The sequence below is a fragment of the Kordiimonas lipolytica genome, from assembly GCF_001550065.1.
Map to the genome: position 1 here is coordinate 335,462 of NZ_LRUB01000017.1, position 19,702 is coordinate 355,163.

Annotated in this window: 18 protein-coding genes and 1 tRNA gene; 7 read left to right on the top strand and 12 right to left on the bottom strand. The window is 54.5% G+C overall.

The window, feature by feature from the left end; genetic code table 11:
• Positions 1-87: 87 nt before the first annotated feature.
• Positions 88-801, bottom strand: coding sequence for a substrate-binding periplasmic protein (locus KORM41_RS09660; protein WP_231727077.1), 714 nt, complete (start codon positions 799-801; stop codon positions 88-90).
• Between the two features lie 229 nt (positions 802-1,030).
• Between KORM41_RS09660 and KORM41_RS22210 the strand changes: the two genes are divergently transcribed.
• A complete protein-coding gene (locus KORM41_RS22210; protein WP_231727078.1) occupies positions 1,031-1,183 on the top strand; it encodes a hypothetical protein in 153 nt (50 codons plus the stop codon).
• Positions 1,184-2,062: 879 nt separating this feature from the next.
• On the opposite strand, the gene KORM41_RS09665 is transcribed toward KORM41_RS22210, so the two are convergent.
• The 3 genes from KORM41_RS09665 to KORM41_RS09670 all read right to left on the bottom strand — a co-directional run bounded on the left by KORM41_RS09665 (position 2,063) and on the right by KORM41_RS09670 (position 5,944).
• On the bottom strand, positions 2,063-4,645 hold the full coding sequence (locus KORM41_RS09665; RefSeq protein ID WP_231727080.1) for a TonB-dependent receptor plug domain-containing protein: 2,583 nt from the start codon (positions 4,643-4,645) through the stop codon (positions 2,063-2,065).
• 76 nt (positions 4,646-4,721) lie between these two features.
• Complete coding sequence (locus tag KORM41_RS21815) at positions 4,722-4,949, bottom strand: hypothetical protein (RefSeq protein ID WP_156431857.1); 228 nt, start codon at positions 4,947-4,949, stop codon at positions 4,722-4,724.
• Between the two features lie 74 nt (positions 4,950-5,023).
• A complete protein-coding gene (locus KORM41_RS09670) occupies positions 5,024-5,944 on the bottom strand; it encodes an N-formylglutamate amidohydrolase (protein WP_068143850.1) in 921 nt (306 codons plus the stop codon).
• A gap of 152 nt (positions 5,945-6,096) precedes the next feature.
• Between KORM41_RS09670 and KORM41_RS09675 the strand changes: the two genes are divergently transcribed.
• Together KORM41_RS09675 and KORM41_RS09680 are read left to right on the top strand one after the other, a co-directional pair.
• Positions 6,097-6,172, top strand: a tRNA-Val gene (locus KORM41_RS09675).
• 107 nt (positions 6,173-6,279) lie between these two features.
• Complete coding sequence (locus KORM41_RS09680) at positions 6,280-6,957, top strand: DUF502 domain-containing protein (protein WP_068143852.1); 678 nt, start codon at positions 6,280-6,282, stop codon at positions 6,955-6,957.
• Between the two features lie 44 nt (positions 6,958-7,001).
• Here KORM41_RS09680 and proB read toward each other — a convergent pair whose 3' ends face one another.
• Positions 7,002-8,159: a glutamate 5-kinase gene (gene proB / locus KORM41_RS09685; protein WP_156431858.1), complete on the bottom strand. Its 1,158-nt coding sequence runs from the start codon at positions 8,157-8,159 to the stop codon at positions 7,002-7,004.
• A gap of 315 nt (positions 8,160-8,474) precedes the next feature.
• Between proB and proC the strand changes: the two genes are divergently transcribed.
• The 3 genes from proC (at position 8,475) to putP (ending at position 12,159) form a co-directional block, all read left to right on the top strand.
• Entirely contained in the window at positions 8,475-9,254 is a 780-nt protein-coding gene (gene proC / locus KORM41_RS09690) for a pyrroline-5-carboxylate reductase (RefSeq protein ID WP_068143857.1), read from the top strand.
• A gap of 47 nt (positions 9,255-9,301) precedes the next feature.
• On the top strand, positions 9,302-10,567 hold the full coding sequence (locus KORM41_RS09695) for a glutamate-5-semialdehyde dehydrogenase (RefSeq protein ID WP_068143859.1): 1,266 nt from the start codon (positions 9,302-9,304) through the stop codon (positions 10,565-10,567).
• Between the two features lie 92 nt (positions 10,568-10,659).
• Positions 10,660-12,159 (top strand): sodium/proline symporter PutP, encoded by a 1,500-nt coding sequence (gene putP, locus KORM41_RS09700; protein ID WP_068143862.1) that lies wholly within the window; start codon positions 10,660-10,662, stop codon positions 12,157-12,159.
• Positions 12,160-12,162: 3 nt separating this feature from the next.
• On the opposite strand, the gene KORM41_RS09705 is transcribed toward putP, so the two are convergent.
• From KORM41_RS09705 to nirD, 7 genes are all read right to left on the bottom strand, one after another.
• Entirely contained in the window at positions 12,163-12,651 is a 489-nt protein-coding gene (locus KORM41_RS09705; protein ID WP_068143863.1) for a Csu type fimbrial protein, read from the bottom strand.
• Positions 12,648-14,963, bottom strand: a complete 2,316-nt coding sequence (locus KORM41_RS09710) for a fimbria/pilus outer membrane usher protein (RefSeq protein ID WP_068143865.1) — start codon at positions 14,961-14,963, stop codon at positions 12,648-12,650. The genes KORM41_RS09705 and KORM41_RS09710 overlap by 4 nt, the downstream gene beginning before the upstream one ends.
• Positions 14,960-15,664, bottom strand: coding sequence for a fimbrial biogenesis chaperone (locus tag KORM41_RS09715; protein WP_231727097.1), 705 nt, complete (start codon positions 15,662-15,664; stop codon positions 14,960-14,962). Before KORM41_RS09715 ends, KORM41_RS09710 begins: the two co-directional genes overlap by 4 nt.
• A gap of 45 nt (positions 15,665-15,709) precedes the next feature.
• On the bottom strand, positions 15,710-16,177 hold the full coding sequence (locus KORM41_RS09720) for a hypothetical protein (protein ID WP_068143869.1): 468 nt from the start codon (positions 16,175-16,177) through the stop codon (positions 15,710-15,712).
• 67 nt (positions 16,178-16,244) lie between these two features.
• Positions 16,245-16,766, bottom strand: coding sequence for a Csu type fimbrial protein (locus KORM41_RS09725; protein ID WP_068143871.1), 522 nt, complete (start codon positions 16,764-16,766; stop codon positions 16,245-16,247).
• A 159-nt stretch (positions 16,767-16,925) separates the two neighbouring features.
• Complete coding sequence (locus KORM41_RS09730; RefSeq protein WP_068143873.1) at positions 16,926-17,657, bottom strand: ABC transporter permease; 732 nt, start codon at positions 17,655-17,657, stop codon at positions 16,926-16,928.
• Positions 17,658-17,756: 99 nt separating this feature from the next.
• Entirely contained in the window at positions 17,757-18,101 is a 345-nt protein-coding gene (gene nirD / locus KORM41_RS09735) for a nitrite reductase small subunit NirD (RefSeq protein WP_068143875.1), read from the bottom strand.
• A 374-nt stretch (positions 18,102-18,475) separates the two neighbouring features.
• On the opposite strand from nirD, the gene KORM41_RS09740 reads away from it, so the two are divergent.
• On the top strand, positions 18,476-19,654 hold the full coding sequence (locus KORM41_RS09740) for a pyridoxal-phosphate-dependent aminotransferase family protein (RefSeq protein WP_068143877.1): 1,179 nt from the start codon (positions 18,476-18,478) through the stop codon (positions 19,652-19,654).
• Positions 19,655-19,702: the final 48 nt, after the last annotated feature.

A 19,702-nucleotide genomic window follows, 5' to 3' on the forward strand; every position in this document is an offset into this window, starting at 1 on the left:
CCGCTGTTATCGGAAGCCCCCAAATAAAAGATTTGCGCGGCTTATACGCGGGAATGACCGTTGCGGCAAGTGGAAAGGGCAGTGGTGCTAGGGTTTCGCTGTCTTCAAACAGTCATAAAGCTTGCTGCCCTCGGCAAAGGCTGCTGATCGTTTCTTGGACAGTGCCAGATACTGGCCGCTGGCACCAAGGGGCGGTTCCAGAATTCGGATGCGTTGCGGGATTTTCGATTCCGTCATGTGGTAGATGATCATGGCCGAGCTGTCGGCAATGAAATCTATGCGCCCGGACAAGAGGTCGTCTATCAGCGATATGCTGTCGCTGCGTTCCACAAGGGTTGCGTTGCCGTCCCTGACAAAAGCATCGAAATTGTCTTCAAGGAGGGCTTTGGTTCGCACGCCCACTTTTTTGCCCCTCAGGACTTCCAGGCTGCTGAAATGGTCTATGGGGCTGTCTTTGCGAACAATCAGGCTTGGGATCAGGTCAACAAGGGGGCTGACTGGAAAATCGAAATACGCCAGTCGGCTTTCTGCGAAATTGGTGGGAATCACCGCATCTACAATGCCGACCTGGGCCATCATGTAGGCGCGGTTCCATGACGGCGAGATGATAAATTCAACGCTAGCACCACACTTGGCGGTAAGGCTTCTGACGGCATTCACAGCTGTACCGGTTAAGGTGCCCTCTTCGGTTTCACGCACAATAAGGGGCGGTGCCACAATCGCAGAAACGCGAAGTGTAGGTGTTTCAGTGGTCGGGCCGGCGTCGAGCACTGTTCCGGAAAAGATGAATGCGCCAGCCATAAGAAGCGTCGCAATATGCAATCGGGCCCTCCTTGATGAGAGGAGTGCTGCTACTCTCGTGTGAACAGTATACCGCAATCCACTATAGGAAAGGTTAATGATTGTCATTGATTGGTGCGCGCGGCGCCCTGTCGCTCCACCGCCACCGCTTACCGATTAAAGCCTGATTTTGTCGGAGCGAGGTGCGAAGGCTAGGCAGAACAAGATCAAGGTATCGGGAACAGTAAACATGGGCCGTAACGTAGATGAAACGATAGATATCTCCTACAAACTGCTTGGAGTTCTTTGGGTTATTGCTTTGATTTGTCTTTGCGTGAGTTTTGCGGTGGATGAGCATGCGGCAGACTGTCAGTTGGCGACCTACCACATTGATAAATGTTGATCTTTTGGTCAAATCCACCAAAAAGTGTATTTTGCGTCAAGGTGATCATCCGGCAGTATTTCTCGGACCAAGCCGATGCGGGTTGAAAGCCTATCCTTGGGGAGGAGCCGTTTTTTGGATGGGGGCATCTTGCAGACAATTGGCATATCCTGCGGTTTTTAAACGAAAAAAATAGCTATTGCGCCGCTGGTTTGGTGGGGCAGGGCCAAGGCGCAAAGATTGACCTTGCGCCGTATTCAAATTGGCAAAGAAATTGAAAAGCTGTGAGTCGTTGCTGGATTTCTACGTGTCTGAACAAGTGGGCCAACTATTGGGCCAAGTTTTGTGAAAAAAAATTTCAAAAAGAGCACTAGTTAAAATCCATACATTTCATAAACTTATCTAAAATTAACAGATTTTCAAGGATTCGTGACCTACCCTGTACTTGGAATTTGAGTACGAAGCATTTATCTTAATGCTTAGCGGGTAGCCCCCGCGAATGCCCTCCGTGGGCGTTTCCTCCCTGAGCCTGGGCCACGCGAAAGCGTGGCCTCTTTTTATCCGGCAAATATTTTTCGGCACCTGTGGCATTTTTGCTAGGGGGTTCCTCTGCCAACCTCGGCAAGCGTTTCCTGCTGATTTGCGACACTTGGGTTTAGCGATGCGAGCGGGGCGGTCAGCCTGACACATGTGCATTATATTGGCGATGAATGGCGGAGCGAGCGCTCTAGGGCCATTTTCGGTGCATTTCGCATTTTTCACTTATGGGTAGAGTATTGCGAACGCTAGAAAATACGACTCGCTTGTGGCGAGAAGGTCTGCATTTCCCTGCGGTCGTATGCATGAGCCAAAAGAAAAGGGGCGCCGAAGCGCCCCTGATAAACCGTTTTGGGTCAATCCTTAGAAGGTGTAACGAGCCCGTACATAGTACATGCCACCGTTGAAGCCCATTGGGGCCGTTACCGGATACGCGGCACCAGCCACGCCAGCCCATGGGTTGGCGTCTGGGTAGTTGTCGAACAGGTTGTTCGCGCCAACGACAACTTCCAGGTTCTCCATCACATTGTAGCCAATCTCGGCATCAAGGGTGATTTCGGACCCTGCGAACACTGGCAGGCCGAAGGAGTCAAGGTGACGCTCGGTGTATTTGCCAAAGTAGTTCACCCGCGCCAGCATGCGCCAATTGTCTTCATTATGCGTGAAGGTGGCGTTGAACCGGGTTTTAGGCAGGTTGTTTTCCAGCTGGTCCTGACGAAGCTCATCAATGCCACCGCCGAGGACTTCTGTCTTGGTGTAGTTACCAGCAACTGCGATGTTGCTTGAACCGCTATCGAACAGATCCAGAGGGATCGTTGCTACAACGTCAATGCCCTGCGTGCGGGTGTCAAAGTCGTTGATGTAGTAGCGGAAAGCAGCAAGGTCAGCTGCGAAGCTCACGCCGCTATCCAGCAGTGCCTGACGTTCGGCTGCAGTCAGGATTTGCGTAGCAGACTGCGAAATACGGTCGGACACTTTAATGTTGAAATAGTCAACAGTGATGCTTGCTGCACCAACATCCCAAGCCATGCCAAGGGTGAAGGCATCGGATTTTTCAGGGCCAAGAGGCTGAGCGCCTTTGGAGACCGAAACAGGGTTGGTTGGTGGAATGGTACCACGCTGTGCAAGTTGCAGGCGGCCATCAACTTCCTCGAACACTGTCGAGATGTTCACAACCTGTTGCTGACCAACAGTTGGTGCCCGGAAACCGGAGCTGATGGAACCGCGGATGCGGAAGCTGTCGGTTACTTTGTAAAGACCGCTGATCTTGAAATTGGTCGTGGAACCAAAGTCAGAGAAGTCTTCCCAACGGAGAGCCGCGCCGAGGATCAGGTTCTCGGTTACGTCCGCTTCCATATCAACGTAGAACGCGATGTTGGAGCGGTCCCAAGTGCCTGCAACCTGTGGGCTGAAGCCAGAGAAACCGTTGGCGCCAATACCGAAGCCTTGAGTGCCTTCGATGATGTCTCCAACGTCATTCTCGAGCGCGAATGGCTCAGCCAGCACGCCTGTCTCCCAGGATTCGACCTGGCCAATACGAGCTTCAAACTGCTCCTCGCGCCATTCGAAACCGGCGGCTACGTTCAGGTCAGAATAGAAGCCAACGTCGATTGGGTAGGAAAGATCGGCGTTGAAGTTCTTTTCAAGCTGAATGTAGGAACCAAGCTCGAAGTTGTTGGGTGTTGCAGAGCCAAGGCTTGGGTTCACCGTGTTGTTGATGAAGAAGTCAGCCTGGTTGCGGCCCACATGCATGGAAATGTCGTAAGCAAGACCGCTTTCCATTTCACCGCGGTAGCCGAGAGCGATCGCTGCGTCGTTCAGTTTACCGCCGAACTGTGGCGTAAAGCCGCCTGGGAACATTTCGTTAAACACGAAACAGTTTGGATCAGCGAATACTTGAGCGAGCAGCGCGTCCTCGTTATCTGCGCCAACGATGATCGGATCAACCACAGTACCAGTGGTTGCTTCGCCTTCGTTGAAGTTGATGCCGCCCGGGCAGGTGATGCCGTCATCTGGCGTCATGTCACCTACAAGGCGCTGGGTGCCAGATACGTTCACACCGGAACGGGTGTCCGGGTTACGGAAGAAGAAGCCGCCTTCAACTTCACGCTCGGCGTAGTTACCGAACATATAGGCTTCACCGGAACCAGTGTTCAGGCCGGCATTCAGGAAGACTTTCCAGTCGTCACGAACTTCAGGTTGACCCCAGATCTGGGCATATGGCTGGCGAACATTGGTGTTGCCGTCAGCAATCAGGCCCAGGGCATCGTCACGCTGGACGCTGCGGCTGGTTGGGTCTTGCTCGCGCCACTCGGCGGAGAAGTTTGCAAAGCCGTCAGGGCCCAAAGGCAGGCCGATGTTGGCCGCGAACATACGCTGGTCGCCGTCGCCTTCAAAAGTCTGGCCCCATTTGGCTTCAACAGTGCCGCCTTCGGCATCGTCGCGCAGTACGAAGTTCATCACGCCCGCGATGGCGTCAGAACCATACTGTGCGGCCGCGCCGTCACGCAGCACGTCAACTTGCTTGAGTGCGATCGCAGGAATAACTGAGATATCAGGGCCCTGCGCGCCATCGGAAATACCGCCACCAAGGAAGGCGATTACAGCTGCGCGGTGACGACGCTTACCGTTCAGGAGGACCAGCGTCTGGTCTGGTGCGAGGCCGCGAAGGTTCGCTGGGCGAACAAGTGTCGCGGCATCCGAAATTGGCTGCGCATTTACGTTATAGGACGGCACAACAGTTCGCAGCAGGTTCGACATGTCGCCGTCGCCCTGGTTTGCAAACTGATCACCGCTGATGACGTCAACAGGTGCTGGCGTATCTGCCGCAGAACGTGCTGCCCGACGTGAACCGGTTACAACAACTTCTTCAATTGCCAGTCCGCCGTCGTCGGCAGAAGCATTGTCTTGCGCGCTTGCCGCAACAGTTGGCAATACTGCCGCCATCGCTACGCAAGACGTACCTAATAGGAATTTTTTCATGGTGTCCACAGAACCCCTCCGTGTTTTTTAAGGTGTGGTTTCAGTTCTTCGCTGCCAACCTCCCAGAAGCACAGCGAATGCACTCGATACCTACAAAGACGGATAGTAAGCCTGCTTTAGGAATAAAAAGATCAGAAAAAGGGTGCTTTTCTTCGTTGTGGCCAAGAAAAGTTAAAAAGTGTTGTTTTTGAAACACTTGTGTACTGTTTGGTCTAGAAAAGGAAATTTTGTTACCAATATTCGCCTTGCGCGCAATTTTTGGGAACACATATCTGCCCTGTGTCAGCTTGGTTACAATGGCTTTCGTGACTTGTGGACGGGTGATTAATTGGGGGTGGTTGGCTATTCTGCGGCCTTGGGTAGGTCAGTGCACTGCCGGCGGGCGTGGAGTTCTGTGAAGCGAGCAATTAGGTTTTCGCTAAACCACTGAAGTTTATCGTGAATTTCCCCAAACTCGGGCAGCGGCTCCAGTTTGTTTTCGTTCATATAGATGGCGCGGTTAATTTCAATCTGCAGCGCGTGCCGCCCCTGGTTGGGGTTGCCATAATACTGCGTGGTGAAGCCGCCGGAATAGGGAACATTCCGGCGCACGCGGAAGCCGGCGCGGATCAGAAGCTCCTCTGCGATGGATGTCATGTCACGGCTGCAAGCTGACCCCCAGTTATCTCCCAGCACTATATCCGGGCCGTATCGCTTCCCATCCCTGTTTTCTGACGGCATGGAGTGGCAGTCGATCACGACCGCATAGCCAAACTGTTTCCGTCGGGTGCTTATCAGAGCGGCTAGCTTTTCATGATAGGGCTTATAGACTTGATCAATCCGGAAAAAGGCTTCTCGGGCTGGCAGCTGCTTCGTATAGATGGGAACATTTTCCGCCACCAATCTTGGGATAATTCCCAGCCCGGCTTTCACCCTGTGGGTTTCCTGGACCATTGTTGGGTCAAGGGCAGGGGTGAACATGGTGGGGTCCAGTTCCATCTCGTCCCGGTTCAGGTCCAGGTAGGCGCGAGCGTGGGTTGCGACCAATAGTGTGGCACCAGATTCTGGGGCGCTCTTGAATAGGCGGTCCACAAAGGCATCTTCCGATAGCCGCAGTGTATGGTCTGAGAGGTGTGTGGCTGCCCGCATGGCTTTTGGATAGAAGCGTCCGCTGTGCGGCAGGGCAAAAACGAACGGCCCCGGTTTGGGGGCAGGCCGGCACAGGTAGGGGGCTGGCGCCTTCTCGATATTCCCGCTCGTATCGTCGCAGCTTTCTTGTGTCATGGTTTTACCCTATCGCGATTTCGGGGCGAAGTCATCGCAGATCTTGCATGTGGACGGGCTATAAAATTTGGCTTGCGCGGGCGTGGGCAGCGGTGTAAACACTGGCCCGTTCCCACCCGCTTGCGGGTCGGGCCTCCACATATGAATGGGACGGTCGGTTAGCTCAGTTGGTAGAGCGCATCGTTGACATCGATGAGGTCGTTGGTTCGAACCCAATACCGACCACCATTTAAAATCAAGCACATGCAAAACATATAGACTTTCGGCGCGGTACTCAGTGTATCATTAGCGCATCGCACGGAAGTGGCCTCAAGTGCCGAAGGGAGAAAAGTGTTATGGACAGTGAAAACAAGCCATCCCTGCTGGCTCAAATTCGCCGCAACATGCTTGTGGGGCTGTTTACGCTGATCCCCATCTGGCTGACCTTGTTGCTGATTTCGGTAATCCTGGAATTTATCAATGATCTGGCGGCGCCGATTATTAAGTGGATGACGGCGGGCGTCCGGCCAGATAATGCGCTTTATGAAATTATAAAGTCGCCCTTCTTCAATACGTCGCTTTCGGTGATTGTTCTGTTGCTTCTTTTTTATGTGGTCGGCTGGTTGGCGTCGCGTTATGTGGGGCAAAAGGTTCTCACGCTTTTCGAGCAGACGGTCGACCGCATCCCGGTGGCGAAATCCATTTACCGCACCATCAAGCGGCTCGCGGATGCAGTGCAGACCAGCTCGAACGATGTGGAGCGGGTTGTGTTGATTGAATTTCCGTCGCGCGACATGAAGACTGTCGGGCTTGTAACCCGTACGTTCAAGGACACAACAACCGGGCGGGAATTGGCGGCCGTTTATGTGCCGACAACGCCCAATCCCACGTCAGGGTATCTTGAGATTGTGCCGGTGGAATATGTCACGCCTACCAACTGGAAGATGGATGAAGCCATGTCCTTCATTATTTCCGGTGGTGCGGATGTGCCGAAAACCTTTAACTATGACAAAGCAGCCCCGCGCCAGGAATAGCGCGAGGCTGGTGAATGGTTTATTGGGTGTCCATGCCTGCCTGGCTAGGACGCCACTTGTTGCAGGTCTTCTGTTGGCACATCCCAAGACAGGTGATTGTCGTTGAGGATCACCAGATTTTTCGTGGTTATCACATCCGGTACGGCGGAATAGCCCAGAAGCTCCCCTGTTGTGGCTTCCGGGTGCCGCGCCAGCAAAAGCACTTCGTCTGAGCTGAAGTTCGTCAAGCCGCGGGCAATTTCCTGCCCCTTTTCATCATAGATATGCAGGATGTCACCCTTCTGGAATGTATCCGCCACGGAAACGATATCCGTGTGTTTGACTGCTTGCGGGCTTGAAACCAATTCATCGGCGGCGCTCTGTTTCAGGATCAGGCTGCCGGCTACCTGCAGCCTGTTGGTCAGCCATACTTTCCAGGCGGAAGCCGGTGTGCCGATTGCGGTGCAAGTTGTGTGGCGGCGCTCACCCTCAAGAACGGATAGAAGTGGGCGTTCAATCACGCCTTCAGCGATGATCGTGCTGCAACCGGCATGCTGTGCCATGTTGGCTGCCTGCAGTTTGGTGTACATGCCGCCGCTGCCCAGCGCGTTGGTGCCGGTGGTTGCCTCCAGATAGGTGCTGACATCCTCCAGCTTTTCGATGAACTGGGCGCCAGGCTCTGATGGGGGGCGGTCATAAAGTCCGTCGATGCTGGTCAGCAGGACAAGATGATCGGCCTGAATCATCTGGGCCACTTTGGCGGCCAGACGGTCATTGTCGCCCACGCGCAGTTCTTCGGTTGTTACCGTGTCATTTTCGTTCACGATTGGCATGATGCCATTCTCGAACAGGCGCTCTAACGTGTTCTTAATATTGATGAACCGGCGGCGGCCTTCCATGTCGCCCAAGGTGACCAGGATTTGCGCTATATCGAAACCGAATTCGTGGGCGACCTGCTTGTAGGCGTTCAGGAGAAGCGGCTGGCCGTAAGCGGCGGCGGCCTGCTTGTCCAGAATGCCTGCTTCCTCCGGTGTCTTGCCGATCGCGTTCAGTCCGAGGGCGACTGCGCCTGAGGACATAAGCACCACCTCGTAGCCTTGTTCCTTGAGGCGCGCAATGTCGCCCATCAGACCGTGCATGAAGGCATACCGCAGCGTCAATTGCTGGCTGTGGGCCAACAGGCTTGAGCCGATTTTGACGACGATACGCTTGGACATAGACACTACAGAATCTCCTTTTTCATGGCCAAAACTCGGCCCCTCATATAGGGGGCATTGTTTAAATATGCCAGAAATATTTTGAATTAAAATTAATTTCAAACGAAATGGTTGGTGAAAATATTCATATTATCTCATAAAAAACATTAGCTTATGGCTAAAATATGCGTCAGTGTCCCTGACCTTCTAGAAATTTAGACTTGAAAATATCATTCGAATTCTAATATTTAGCTCCAGCCGAGCAGCCACGCTTTTGTCGGGGCAATGCGCTTGGCCAAATGAAATCAAATGCCGGACGGCGTGAAGAAATGGAGTGAAAGAATGGATATTCTGATGGTCGGTTGTGGCCGTATGGGCGGGGCAATGCTGGGATGCTGGAGCACTCGCGAGGATATTCATTTTACTGTTGTGGACCCGGCTAAGCCGGATGTGCCTGCGGGCGTTCGTGTGCTGAGCGAGGCTTCCGCGCTGGGTTCAGACCAGTTCGATATCATTATTATCGCGGTCAAGCCGCAGATGATCGAAGCTGTCATGCCGGATTATACCGCTCGCCTCAAGGATGGTGGCTGCATGGTTTCCATTGCGGCGGGGTTCAGCATGGATAGCCTGAGGCGTGTGCTTGGCGATGCTCCTGTGATCCGCGTCATGCCCAACCTGCCAGCGTTGATTGGCAAAGGCGCCACTGGAATCTATGCCACCAACGATTGCCCGACCGCCCTTAAGGAAACGGTGGGGGATCTGATGGGGCGTATCGGCAAGGCAGTCTGGGTTCGGTCCGAAGACGAGCTTGATCGCCTGACAGCCGTTTCCGGCAGCGGGCCAGGTTATGTATTCCAATTTATCGAAAGCTTTATCGAAGGTGCCAGAGAGCTCGGCTTTGCTGAAAAGGACGCCCGCACGCTGGTTATCCAAACCATGGTTGGTGCGACTGAGATGGCCGCCAGCACAGATGCACCGATCAGCGAGCTGCGTACTTCAGTTACCAGCAAAGGCGGCACCACGCAGGCTGGCCTGGCACAGTTGCGGCAGGATCATATGCTGGACCTGTTGATGAAAAGCACGACCAAAGCCGCTTACGAGCGTGCCCTTGAGCTTAAGTAAGCCCCTGGCCGCACCTCATTTTTCCAATAACACAAACGGAGCCATTCATGACCTCCCTGTCCAACGAAATCAGAGAATATGTCCATTTGCTTGCCAAGCGCGCGAGTATCGCTTCCAGAAAGCTGGCAACGGCAACGACTGAGCAAAAGAACGCTGCCCTGTTGGCTGCAGCACGGGCTTTGCGCGCAGACAAGAAACTGATTGTGGCAGCGAATGAGCGGGACGTTTCCAGCGCGCGCGAAGAGGGCCGCAACGATGCCTTTATCGACCGCCTGATACTGAACGATGATCGGGTGGAGGCGATGGCAGATGCGCTTGAGGCGATTGTCGAATTGCCGGACCCTGTTGGGCGTCAATTGGCGATGTTCGACCGCCCGAACGGCTTAAAGGTTGAACGTGTAGCCGTGCCGATTGGTGTCATTGGTATGGTCTACGAGAGCCGCCCGAACGTGGGGGCGGACGCCGGTGCCTTGTGCCTCAAGTCAGGGAACGCAGTTATTTTGCGCGGCGGATCCGAAAGCTATCATTCTACAAGCGCCATTGTTGCTTGTATGAAGCAGGGCCTTAAGGAAGCCGGGCTGCCGGAAGATACAATCCAGTTTGTTGACACGCGTGATCGGGCCGCTGTAACGCATCTTCTTAAGTGCGCGGAATATGTCGACCTTGTAATCCCACGCGGCGGCAAGGGCCTGGTGAAACTGGTGACGGAACAGGCTGAAGTACCAACACTTCAGCACCTGGACGGGAATTGTCACACATATATCCATGCGGCAGCTGACATTGATAAGGCAGTGGCAATTGTGAAGAATGCCAAGCTGCGCCGTACAGGTATTTGCGGCGCCACGGAGAGCCTTGTAATCGACCGCGAGATCGCGCCAGATGTTCTGCCGCGCCTTCTTGATGCCATGCCAGACTGCGAATTCCGTGGTGACGGGCTCGCCATGACAATCGATGACCGGATCAAAGAGGCTGCTGAAGACGACTTCAGTACCGAATATCTGGATGCTGTCCTGTCAGTGAAGCTGGTGAACGGCGTGTCGAACGCTGTTTCATTCGTGGACCAGCATTCGTCCAAGCACACGGACGCAATCATTACTGAAGATCAGGAAGCCGCAGACCTATTCATGGATATGACCGATAGCGCCGTGGTGATGCATAATGCGTCAACCCAGTTTTCTGATGGCGGTGAATTCGGCATGGGGGCCGAAATCGGCATTGCCACCGGCAAGATGCATGCGCGTGGGCCGGTGGGGCTCGAGCAGCTGACAACCTTCAAATACAAGGTGCACGGTAGCGGCCAGACAAGGCCCTGAGGTGTAACAGCGAAACCATGATGGGCGCCCGGCACCTGTGTGACCGGGCGTTTGCTTAACAGATATATCAAGAACCGAAGGGGTAGGAGACAATGCAGATAGAAGTGATGATTTCACTGGCGGCCTATTTCATTTTGATGATGGGTATTGGGCTCTATGCCTACAAGAAATCCACCGATGACGTATCCGGTTACATGTTGGGTGGCCGGCAACTTAGCCCGGCTGTGGCATCCCTTTCTGCCGGCGCATCAGATATGAGCGGATGGATGCTGATGGGCTTGCCGGGGGCAGTCTATGTCTCTGGGCTATCGAGCGCCTGGATCGCGGTTGGCCTGATGGCCGGGGCATTCCTGAACTATCTGTATGTGGCACCGCGCCTGCGGGTCTATACCGAGATCGCGGATGACGCGATTACCATTCCAGACTATTTTGAAAAGCGATTCCATGACAGCTCGCACATGCTGCGTGTCCTGTCCTCTGTGGTCATCATTATTTTCTTCACGCTTTATACATCTGCGGGTGTGGTTTCCGGTGGCAAGCTTTTTGAGGCTTCCTTCGGCATGTCTTATGAAGTAGGCCTGTTCGCGACTGCAGGCGTGGTTGTTGCTTACACACTGTTCGGCGGCTTCCTTGCGGTAAGCATGACTGACTTCGTCCAGGGCTGCATTATGTTTGTCGCCCTTATTCTGGTGCCTGTTGTCGCTTTCTTCGACATGGGTGGCGGGAAGGCCATCTCCAATACAATTGGTGAGATCGACCCGGGGCTCATGAATATGTTTGGCGGGCTGACGATCGCGGGTGTTGTCTCCAGCCTTGCCTGGGGGCTTGGGTATTTCGGTCAGCCGCATATCATTGTGCGCTTCATGGCGATCAGGACGCTTCGCGACGTGGCAACTGCACGCAATATCGGCATGAGCTGGATGCTCATCACCGTTATTGGTGCGGTGGCTACGGGTAGCGTAGGGCTTGCATATATCGTGAAAAACGGCCTCAGCCTCGAAGACCCGGAAACGGTTTTCATCGTGTTGTCTGAGCTTCTGTTCCACCCCTATATTGCGGGCTTCCTGCTGGCGGCAATCCTGGCTGCGATCATGAGTACCATCTCGAGCCAGTTGCTGGTGTCCTCCAGTTCATTGACGGAAGATTTTTACAAGACCTTCCTCAGGAAAGAGGCGTCGCAGAAGGAATTGGTGTTGGTCGGGCGCCTGTCCGTTCTTGCCGTGTCGCTGGTAGCCATCGGGCTGGCATATGACCGATCCAGTACGATTCTGTCGCTGGTTTCCAACGCCTGGGCTGGCTTTGGCGCAGCCTTTGGACCACTGATCCTCCTGAGCCTGCACTGGCGTCACATGACGCGCGATGGTGCGATGGCAGGTATGATTGCCGGTGCGGCGACCGTACTGTTCTGGATCTATGCGCCTATCACCATTGGTGGCAAATCGCTTTCTGACAATCTCTATGAGATGCTGCCAGGATTTGCGGTCAGCATGCTGGTGTCGATTGTTGTCAGCAAGATGACGGAAGGCCGCGGCGAGGCCGAACGGTCAAAAGCACTGTTCGCGGAAATGGAAACTGAACTGGCAAAGGGCTAGGGGCTACCATTCGACCGTAACAATGATGGCATCGGAATAGAGGCCGGGGGCTGCGTTCTGTCCCCCGGCGATCCGGCCATAGACCGTGTAATTCCGGATTTCGCAGCACAAGAGCGACAGGGTATAACCGTCCGATACGACGGAAGTCCCGCCAGCGCCATCGGCCCAGATGGCTGTATGGGTGACATCCGTATAAAGATTGTAGAGCAAAGTATTACGACCGGAAGCCATTTTCCTGTCTGTCTTCTTGCCGTTTTCGCCCATGCTCAGCGATACCAGATAGGAAATGCTGTCCCCAATCGTGTCCGAGCCGCAGCTGACCTCGACATTGCCTGTGCTGTCGACAGCTTGTTGGGTCAGGGCATTATAGGTCCCGAAGCTTACGGCAGTGGCATTGACGGTGCAATAGCAGCCGGTGCCGCTACAGCTTGCTGCCGCCTGCCAGGACAGCAGGAAGATTGAAGCAAGCATGTAAAGGGCGGCGCGGGTCATCGTTGTATCCTCTTACAAACAACAGGGCGCGATACTGTTTGGCCTATCGAAGCAGAGATTGCTTGAATGTCTATTGTACAGCTTCCTGACGGCATATGGACAAAAAACCGGCGCGCTTTCTGCAGGCCCGAGACATAAGCCATCCCCCGAAAGCCGATTGGGATATCTTCGCCATCGTCTGCGGCATGCATCCTTGAACCCGGAGGAAGATCGTTGCCGTCCTCATCAACAATGTGAAACAGCGCTGCTGTCACTGCCTGCACAGGGAAGTCGGCAGATACGCCGCTGCGTCTTTTGGGAACCACGCGAAGCGAGGTCTTGCCGATATCTGCCGAAAGCGGCAGGTCCAACGGATCGATGGAAAGCCTGTTTTCCTCATAAGCGCGCAGGCCCGTGACCAGTGCATGGCCTGACTTGTTCGTTTTGGTGACAACGCGGTTGTCCTGCATGACGTCCACACCTGCAAAATTGCCTACGCTTACGAGGGCGAAGCTGTCGCGGACGGGCCGCGAAAGATAAGCATCGCCCTTGAGGATAACCAACCCACCCTTGAGGCCCAGGCGCGCCGCATCACGGCCATACCAGTGGCTGACATCAAGTGAGGCAATAGCTTTTGGGCTATCATAGGTGACGCCGGCCCTGCCGCTTTGGGTGTCGTCCTGCCGAATTTCCGCGCGGTAGCCCAGCCCACCCTCATATGGGGCGTTTTGATTGATCCGTGTGGTACCCGCCCAGTCACGGCCTGTTTTTTCCATCGTCACATTGCCAGCCGTGCGCGCCCCCAGCCGGGTTGTGAAGCTGATAAAAAGGCTGGTCTCCCGGAATGCACCGACACGGCGCGAGAAGTTAACGCCCAGCCCGCCCAGCTTGCCGAGTTGCACCGAATAGGTGGCGCCGATGACTTCAAAGTCGTCTCTGTCGCGTTCGTCAACCCGGGTGTAATTGACGGAAATAGACCCTTTGGATTGCATCTCGAACCCGATGTTGGCGCTGCTGCGGCTGCGTGCGGGGCGGAAGTCTTTACTCTCGCCCAGGCGCGTGAAGTCGGCGGTTGTCATTTCATGGGACGCGAATATGCCGAACGTCTGTGATGACCAGCTGGCGTCAAGTTGCAGTAGCCCGCCGACATTTCCGCCGCGAAAGCTGACGGCTGTCGATGTGGAAAGTTGGCCGCCAAAGGGCAGCTTCCAGTCGATGAAGGGGCCAAGGCTTGCTTGTTGGGTTGATCCTTCAAGGTGCATGCCGGCGGTGAAGCTCTGGCTCAACCCTTTGCGGAAACTGCCGGCTATGAATGGTTCCTCATAGTCGTTGCTGGTTGTCCCATAATTTTTCCGCAGCATGCCAAGGGACGCCGAGTAGGAGGCAAGGCCCGGTGTTAGCAGGTCGCGGTTGGCATAGAAGGGTTGCATCAAGACGGTTTCCCTGCCCAGCAGGTCTCGCACCACGACGCGCATGTTGCCTGCGCCCGTGATGATGGGCAGATGCTGGATGGTGAAAGGCCCAGGGTCTATGGGAAGGCTCGACCGTTTGACGTCATTAACGAAGATATCCGCAGTTGACGGCAGTGAGGCAGTGCCCGAGACGGTTGGTGTCGGGAAAGTAATGAAGCCGGGCTGCAGGTTGAAGTCTGTGCCGAAGCGGATGCCTGCAAATCTGACGGGTCGCCCCCAGCCACTGGCCCTTGTCACGCTGTCTCCCAGGTCCAGGCGAAGGCGCTTGTCCGGGAAGTCGATTGTCCATGTTGTTTCAAGCCGGGTCAGGCTGGCGTTCCCTGTCAGGTCTCTTCCCACGAAGGTCGCGTTGCCGGTGCCGCGTTCGGAAAACACAGATAGTTCAGCCAGGCCCCCGCCAAAATCGCTGCCGTCCCCGATTTCCAGGGACAGGTCGTAGTTGAGGAACATGCCCAGTGGTGTTGGGTCCGGGGGAACATGCCGCCAACGCTCGCCCACCTGATGATGAGGAAAGCAGCTTGCTGCACAGCTGATGTCCAAATGCTGGCGGTGCGTATCAAATTCATAAGACAGGCCGGGAATAGCCAGCAGGGGCAGCAGTGAAAAGGTACGGTATGACCGGGGTGTTATAATTGGTGGGACCAGCCCAAGCGAGTCGAGGGCCCGAATGTCCAGATAGAAGTCATCTGGCGTTTCAAGCGCCGCATATATGCCAGGCTGGCTGATGCCGTTCACGGCGACTGTGGTAAAATAGAGTGATTGACGCGGCTCTTCAGCGTCTTGTGCCAATCCGGTGTCGGCAATCCCGAAGATCAGGATTGCCAGTCGGAACAGGGACATCAGCTGAAGGCGCGATGTCATTTTTCCGCCGGAAGTGTTTCCTGATAGATGCCTTGGTCGGTCGCGGCCATTACTTCGAAGCTGTCAGGAAGTCTGGCGGCAAACGGCTCAGCGGTATCAAGACGCCATGTCATTGTCGATCCTGGCAAAATATATTGATGGGTGTTGGCTTCAAAGAAGATTTCATCGTCTTTCACCAGCCTGATGCCCGCCACCAGCGCGTGCGCATTGCCACTGTTTTCAACGGTTGCCCAAAGGCCGCCATCCTGGATGATCTTCCACGACAGGGGCGGCTGGGAAACAGTTTCAGGCTGCAGGAATACCGGAATGCTGATCCGGACGGCAAACTGAACCTGGCTGCCAGAGTCCTCATCAGGTGGGGACGGAACCTCCTGAATATACAGGCGATAGGTGCCTTCCCTGTTCCAGTCGTCATGTCGTGTACCCAGCGCTATGCGAACAACCTGTTCTTCACCGGCTGCTACACTGAATATTGGGGGGCAGGCGATGAGATTGTCTGAGTCCGCATATTGGTCTTTACCACCCGTTTGATCCCACTTGACCAAGCGTAACTGCACGACAGTGTCAGTGGTGCCGCGGTTATGGATGGTCATGGCAGCCAGAGCTGTGTCTTTTGTGAGCGTGATCCGGATCGGGCTGACTTCAAGGGAAGCCGCAGCCTGTGCTGCCTGAAACGGGGCAACTGAAAAAAATAAAAGCACCAAAAATCGTGCGACGTTATTCATGAAAAATTGCTCCCTGCTTCCCTAGAAATCCAGCGCTAAAATGGTGATTTCGCCTGAAGCGCCAGTTTCTCTTTTTTTGGCTGAGTTTCCTCTAGGTAACTGATAGTAGGACGCCTGGCCATATAGATTGCCTGCCTTGTTGATATTTGTTGACTGGTAGGCAGCTGTTTTTATCGAGACGGACTGCTGCCCTGGCCTTTGCACGGCTAGCTGATAATCGGTCTCACGTGTGCATAAAATTTCGAGCGGTTCTGCAGAACCTGCCACCTGTACTCTGGCCATGCGGACAATGCAGCGCGGCAGAACCACAGCTGAGACGCCAATGCGCGCGGTGGGTCTTTTAGTGTTTTTGTGCAAGTTGTTTTCTTGGGGGCTGTCTGCGGCGGCTTGCTGACTGGCAAGCAAAATCTGAGACCAGATGGCCAGAATGGCCGCGCTTCTGGTGGCAGAGCGATGCCAATGTCTGGTCAATAAATCCGCAAGTGTCATGCGTGCATCACCTGTTTCAGCATTGCAGCATTCGCCTTTCCTTCCCCATATGAAGCAGTATAACTCTCTAGAAAGTTACTGTCACTGTTACGGTGTCGCTATAGGACCCGGGGGCTGCGTTCTGAAGCGCAAACAATCTGCCATATACCGTAAAGGTCTGGTTTGATCCGGTACCTGTATCGGACACAGTATCGACGCCAACAGTATCGCCCCAAACTGTGGTGCGCTGGGTGTTTTGATAGAGCGAATAAGTCAGGTCATTGGCGCCGGATTCCATAACGCGGGTGGTCACTGTTGCGCCTTGGCCCGTGCCCTCATCCAGGCCGATGTCATAGTCGGTCGTGTTAGTGCAGAGAACGGTCAGTGTTACGGTGCCATCGATATCTGTTGCAGAAAACGGGTCATAAACGCCAAAGGCCAAATCTGTTGCGCTGACGGAGCAGGTAGCATTCACGGTTGCAGTGACCTGAAATGTATCGGTTTGCGCCGACGCGCCCGAAGTTGCGGTCATCCCCAACAGTAAAGTCGCACTAACAAGGGCAAGAAACTTTGCCACGTGATACCGTATCTGAGTTTTAAAATACTTCATATCTCCAGCTCCTTGTTGGCTAGAAAATATATCTACATATAGCTTATATGATGTATTCTTAATTTTATTTAAAGAGATCACAATCTGTCTTGTGTTTGTTTGCGGCAAACTGTCGCGATATAACGCTATTAATGATACCATGAGTTATTTTTTACATCTTTAAGGCGCTTTTTCTGACGTGAATTGCTCTGCCTGTGGCCGAATGAACAAGAGGAAAAGCGTTGCTGACAGCCCGGCTGCGGCAAACATCATACACATCACCATGATCTGGTAGCGCGCTGCGACAAGGGGCGATACGCCGGAAAGGATTTGCCCTGTCATCATGCCGGGCAGCGATACCAGCCCAACAGCAAACAAGCTGTTTGTGATGGGAATGAGGGCCGCTTTGAGGGCCACCGAGCGTGCGGTCAGATAGTCGTCGCCGCGCTTCATCTCTGCGGCGAGGCGTTCTGCAGCAAGGCTGACACTGTTCATTGAAGCTGCGAAAATCATCCCAGCCAGCGGGACCATGACTTGCGGTTTGAACCACGGGTCGGGGCGCAGAACTCCTTGTGTGATCAGGGCTAGGACAGAGCCGCCCCCAAGTGCGATTGCCAGTAACGCGACCGGATACAGCGTGCGTCTGGAAAGCTTGGTTGTCCTTAGTGAAATCCAGCTGGAAACAAGGGCCATTATGGCCAGAACCGAGACGACCACCCAGGGCGTTTCCGCTGCGAACAGGTAAACCAGGAAATACCCGATGAGCGACAATTGAAGGATCATTCGGGCAAAACCATATAGGGTTTCCCTCGCGTCACGTGACCATGTGTGCAGGATGGCGACCACGACGGCGACCGGCAAGAGCGCCAGCGCCAGATTGGCCAGTGGGATAGTGTGGGTCGCATCAGCCATGTTTCGGCTCCTGATTTTTATCTACGGCAAGTGATAAGCACGTTCGATTTTTATCAGGAAAGTCATATATTCACACGCTGCAATTCTTTAGCGTGTCTGTCATGCGGCTGCGCCTTCTTCCTTTGGTATTGCCAGATAGATGTTCCCTTTTTCGTCAGTTTTTGTCTCAAGGGCGGGGGTGCAGCCTTCGTTCGCGCCCTGTGCGGTGCCGGTTTTCAGGTCAATCACCCAATTATGAAGCGGGCAGGCAACGGAATGGCCATGCACAATCCCTTCCGACAAGGCAGCGTGTTTGTGTGGGCACTCGTTTTTCAGGGCAAAAATCCTGTTGTCCGAGGTACGAAACAGCGCCACTTCAAAGGCGCTCGTATAAATGCGGCGGGCCCCGCGGGCCGGGATGTCGTCAATATGACAGACAAGGGTAAAAGTGGGTTGAAATGTCATCGCTTCATCCTGCTGGGATTTTATTCTGATTGGGCGTCTTATTTTCTGCCTGCTGTGTCCGGACTCTGGCGTGAATTAGCAAGGCACGTGCCAGCATGGGAGGTGCTCAAGAATGAAAATAAAAACAGAGATTTAGTCCTTTTTTGAGACTATTGATGCAATTCCAACGAGAAAAACCTGATTATAATTTAGACATCGGCCAAAAAAATAGTCAGCCCAACTAACTCAGGGCGCCAAGCATGCTGGGGCGGCGGTGGGCAGGTTGCACCGGATAGTCATATGGGCTACAAAAGCCGCGCCCTGTTCGACATATGCTGGCGCCCGCCTATGTCATAGACAATCAACCGATTTGTGACTTTTCAGGAGTGCTTCCCATGCAATCATTCATCCCCCCGAAACGCACACTGATGGGGCCCGGCCCATCGGACGTTCACGACCGTATCCTCGAGGCAATGGCACGCCCCACACTTGGTCACCTGGACCCTGAATTCCAGCGCATGATGGAAGAGCTGAAGGAAGGCCTGCGTGCACTTTTCAAAACTGAAAATTCCATGACTTTCCCGGTCTCGGCTCCCGGTTCAGCGGGTATGGAAATGTGCTTTGTCAACCTGATTGAGCCCGGCGACAAGGTCGCCGTGGTCAAGTACGGTGTGTTCGGCGAGCGGATGAAGGAAAATGTGATCCGCGCCGGTGGCGTGCCTTTGATGGTGGAATTTGAATGGGGAAAGGCCCCGCTGCCGGCAAAAGTGGCAATGGTGCTGGAAGCCAACCCAGACGCTAAAATTCTGGCCTTCGTGCACGCAGAGACCTCCACGGGGGTGTGTGCAGATGCCAAAGCACTGTGCGATCTGGCGCGGGAATATGATTGCCTGACCATTGTTGATGCCGTGACCAGCTTGGGTGGCCTGCCGGTTGAGGTGGACAAATGGGGCATCGACGCCATTTATTCCGGCAGCCAGAAATGCCTTTCCTGCACGCCGGGGCTTTCACCTGTAAGCTTTTCCGAGCGCGCGCTGGACCGCGTGCGGGCACGTAAAACGCCAGTACAAAGCTGGTTCCTGGATCTCAGCCTGGTGATGGCATACTGGGACGGCACGGGGGGGCGGTCCTATCATCATACGGCGCCTGTGAATCCGCTTTACGGCCTGCATGAAAGTCTCGTGATGCTGTTCGAAGAGGGGCTTGAAGAAAGCCATGCCCGCCATGCGGTGATGCATGAAGGCCTTGTGGCAGGCCTTGAGGCAATGGGGCTTGAAATGCTTGTGGATGCCGACGTGCGCCTGCCCATGCTGAACGCGGTCAAGGTGCCGGACAGCATCGATGAAGCCGCGGTGCGTGCGCATCTCCTGGCGGAATATGATCTGGAAATCGGTGCAGGGCTTGGGCCGATGGCGGGCAAGGTATGGCGTATCGGGCTGATGGGAACATCCGCACGCGAGGAGAATGTGGAACTGTGCCTGACCGCACTCGCCGACGCGCTTGGCCGGCAGCAGATGCATGTGGATGGCATCAAGGCGCTGGAAGCTGCGCGCGCCGCCATGAGCGACGACTAGGCTTCAAAAGTCAGTTCCTGCAGATGATAGAGGGCGGGGATTTCCCCG

Bases quoted from the DNA above. Each gene is read 5' to 3' on its own strand.
- KORM41_RS09710 (WP_068143865.1), bottom strand. From the start codon at position 14,963: ATGACATCGCGCCTTCAGCTGATGTCCCTGTTCCGACTGGCAATCCTG.
- KORM41_RS09720 (WP_068143869.1), bottom strand. From the start codon at position 16,177: ATGACACTTGCGGATTTATTGACCAGACATTGGCATCGCTCTGCCACC.
- KORM41_RS22210 (WP_231727078.1), top strand. From the start codon at position 1,031: ATGGGCCGTAACGTAGATGAAACGATAGATATCTCCTACAAACTGCTT.
- KORM41_RS09695 (WP_068143859.1), top strand. From the start codon at position 9,302: ATGACCTCCCTGTCCAACGAAATCAGAGAATATGTCCATTTGCTTGCC.
- KORM41_RS09725 (WP_068143871.1), bottom strand. From the start codon at position 16,766: ATGAAGTATTTTAAAACTCAGATACGGTATCACGTGGCAAAGTTTCTT.
- KORM41_RS09665 (WP_231727080.1), bottom strand. From the start codon at position 4,645: ATGGCGGCAGTATTGCCAACTGTTGCGGCAAGCGCGCAAGACAATGCT.
- proC (WP_068143857.1), top strand. From the start codon at position 8,475: ATGGATATTCTGATGGTCGGTTGTGGCCGTATGGGCGGGGCAATGCTG.
- KORM41_RS09705 (WP_068143863.1), bottom strand. From the start codon at position 12,651: ATGACCCGCGCCGCCCTTTACATGCTTGCTTCAATCTTCCTGCTGTCC.
- KORM41_RS09670 (WP_068143850.1), bottom strand. From the start codon at position 5,944: ATGACACAAGAAAGCTGCGACGATACGAGCGGGAATATCGAGAAGGCG.
- KORM41_RS09730 (WP_068143873.1), bottom strand. From the start codon at position 17,657: ATGGCTGATGCGACCCACACTATCCCACTGGCCAATCTGGCGCTGGCG.
- nirD (WP_068143875.1), bottom strand. From the start codon at position 18,101: ATGACATTTCAACCCACTTTTACCCTTGTCTGTCATATTGACGACATC.
- KORM41_RS09740 (WP_068143877.1), top strand. From the start codon at position 18,476: ATGCAATCATTCATCCCCCCGAAACGCACACTGATGGGGCCCGGCCCA.
- KORM41_RS09660 (WP_231727077.1), bottom strand. From the start codon at position 801: ATGGCTGGCGCATTCATCTTTTCCGGAACAGTGCTCGACGCCGGCCCG.
- putP (WP_068143862.1), top strand. From the start codon at position 10,660: ATGCAGATAGAAGTGATGATTTCACTGGCGGCCTATTTCATTTTGATG.
- KORM41_RS09680 (WP_068143852.1), top strand. From the start codon at position 6,280: ATGGACAGTGAAAACAAGCCATCCCTGCTGGCTCAAATTCGCCGCAAC.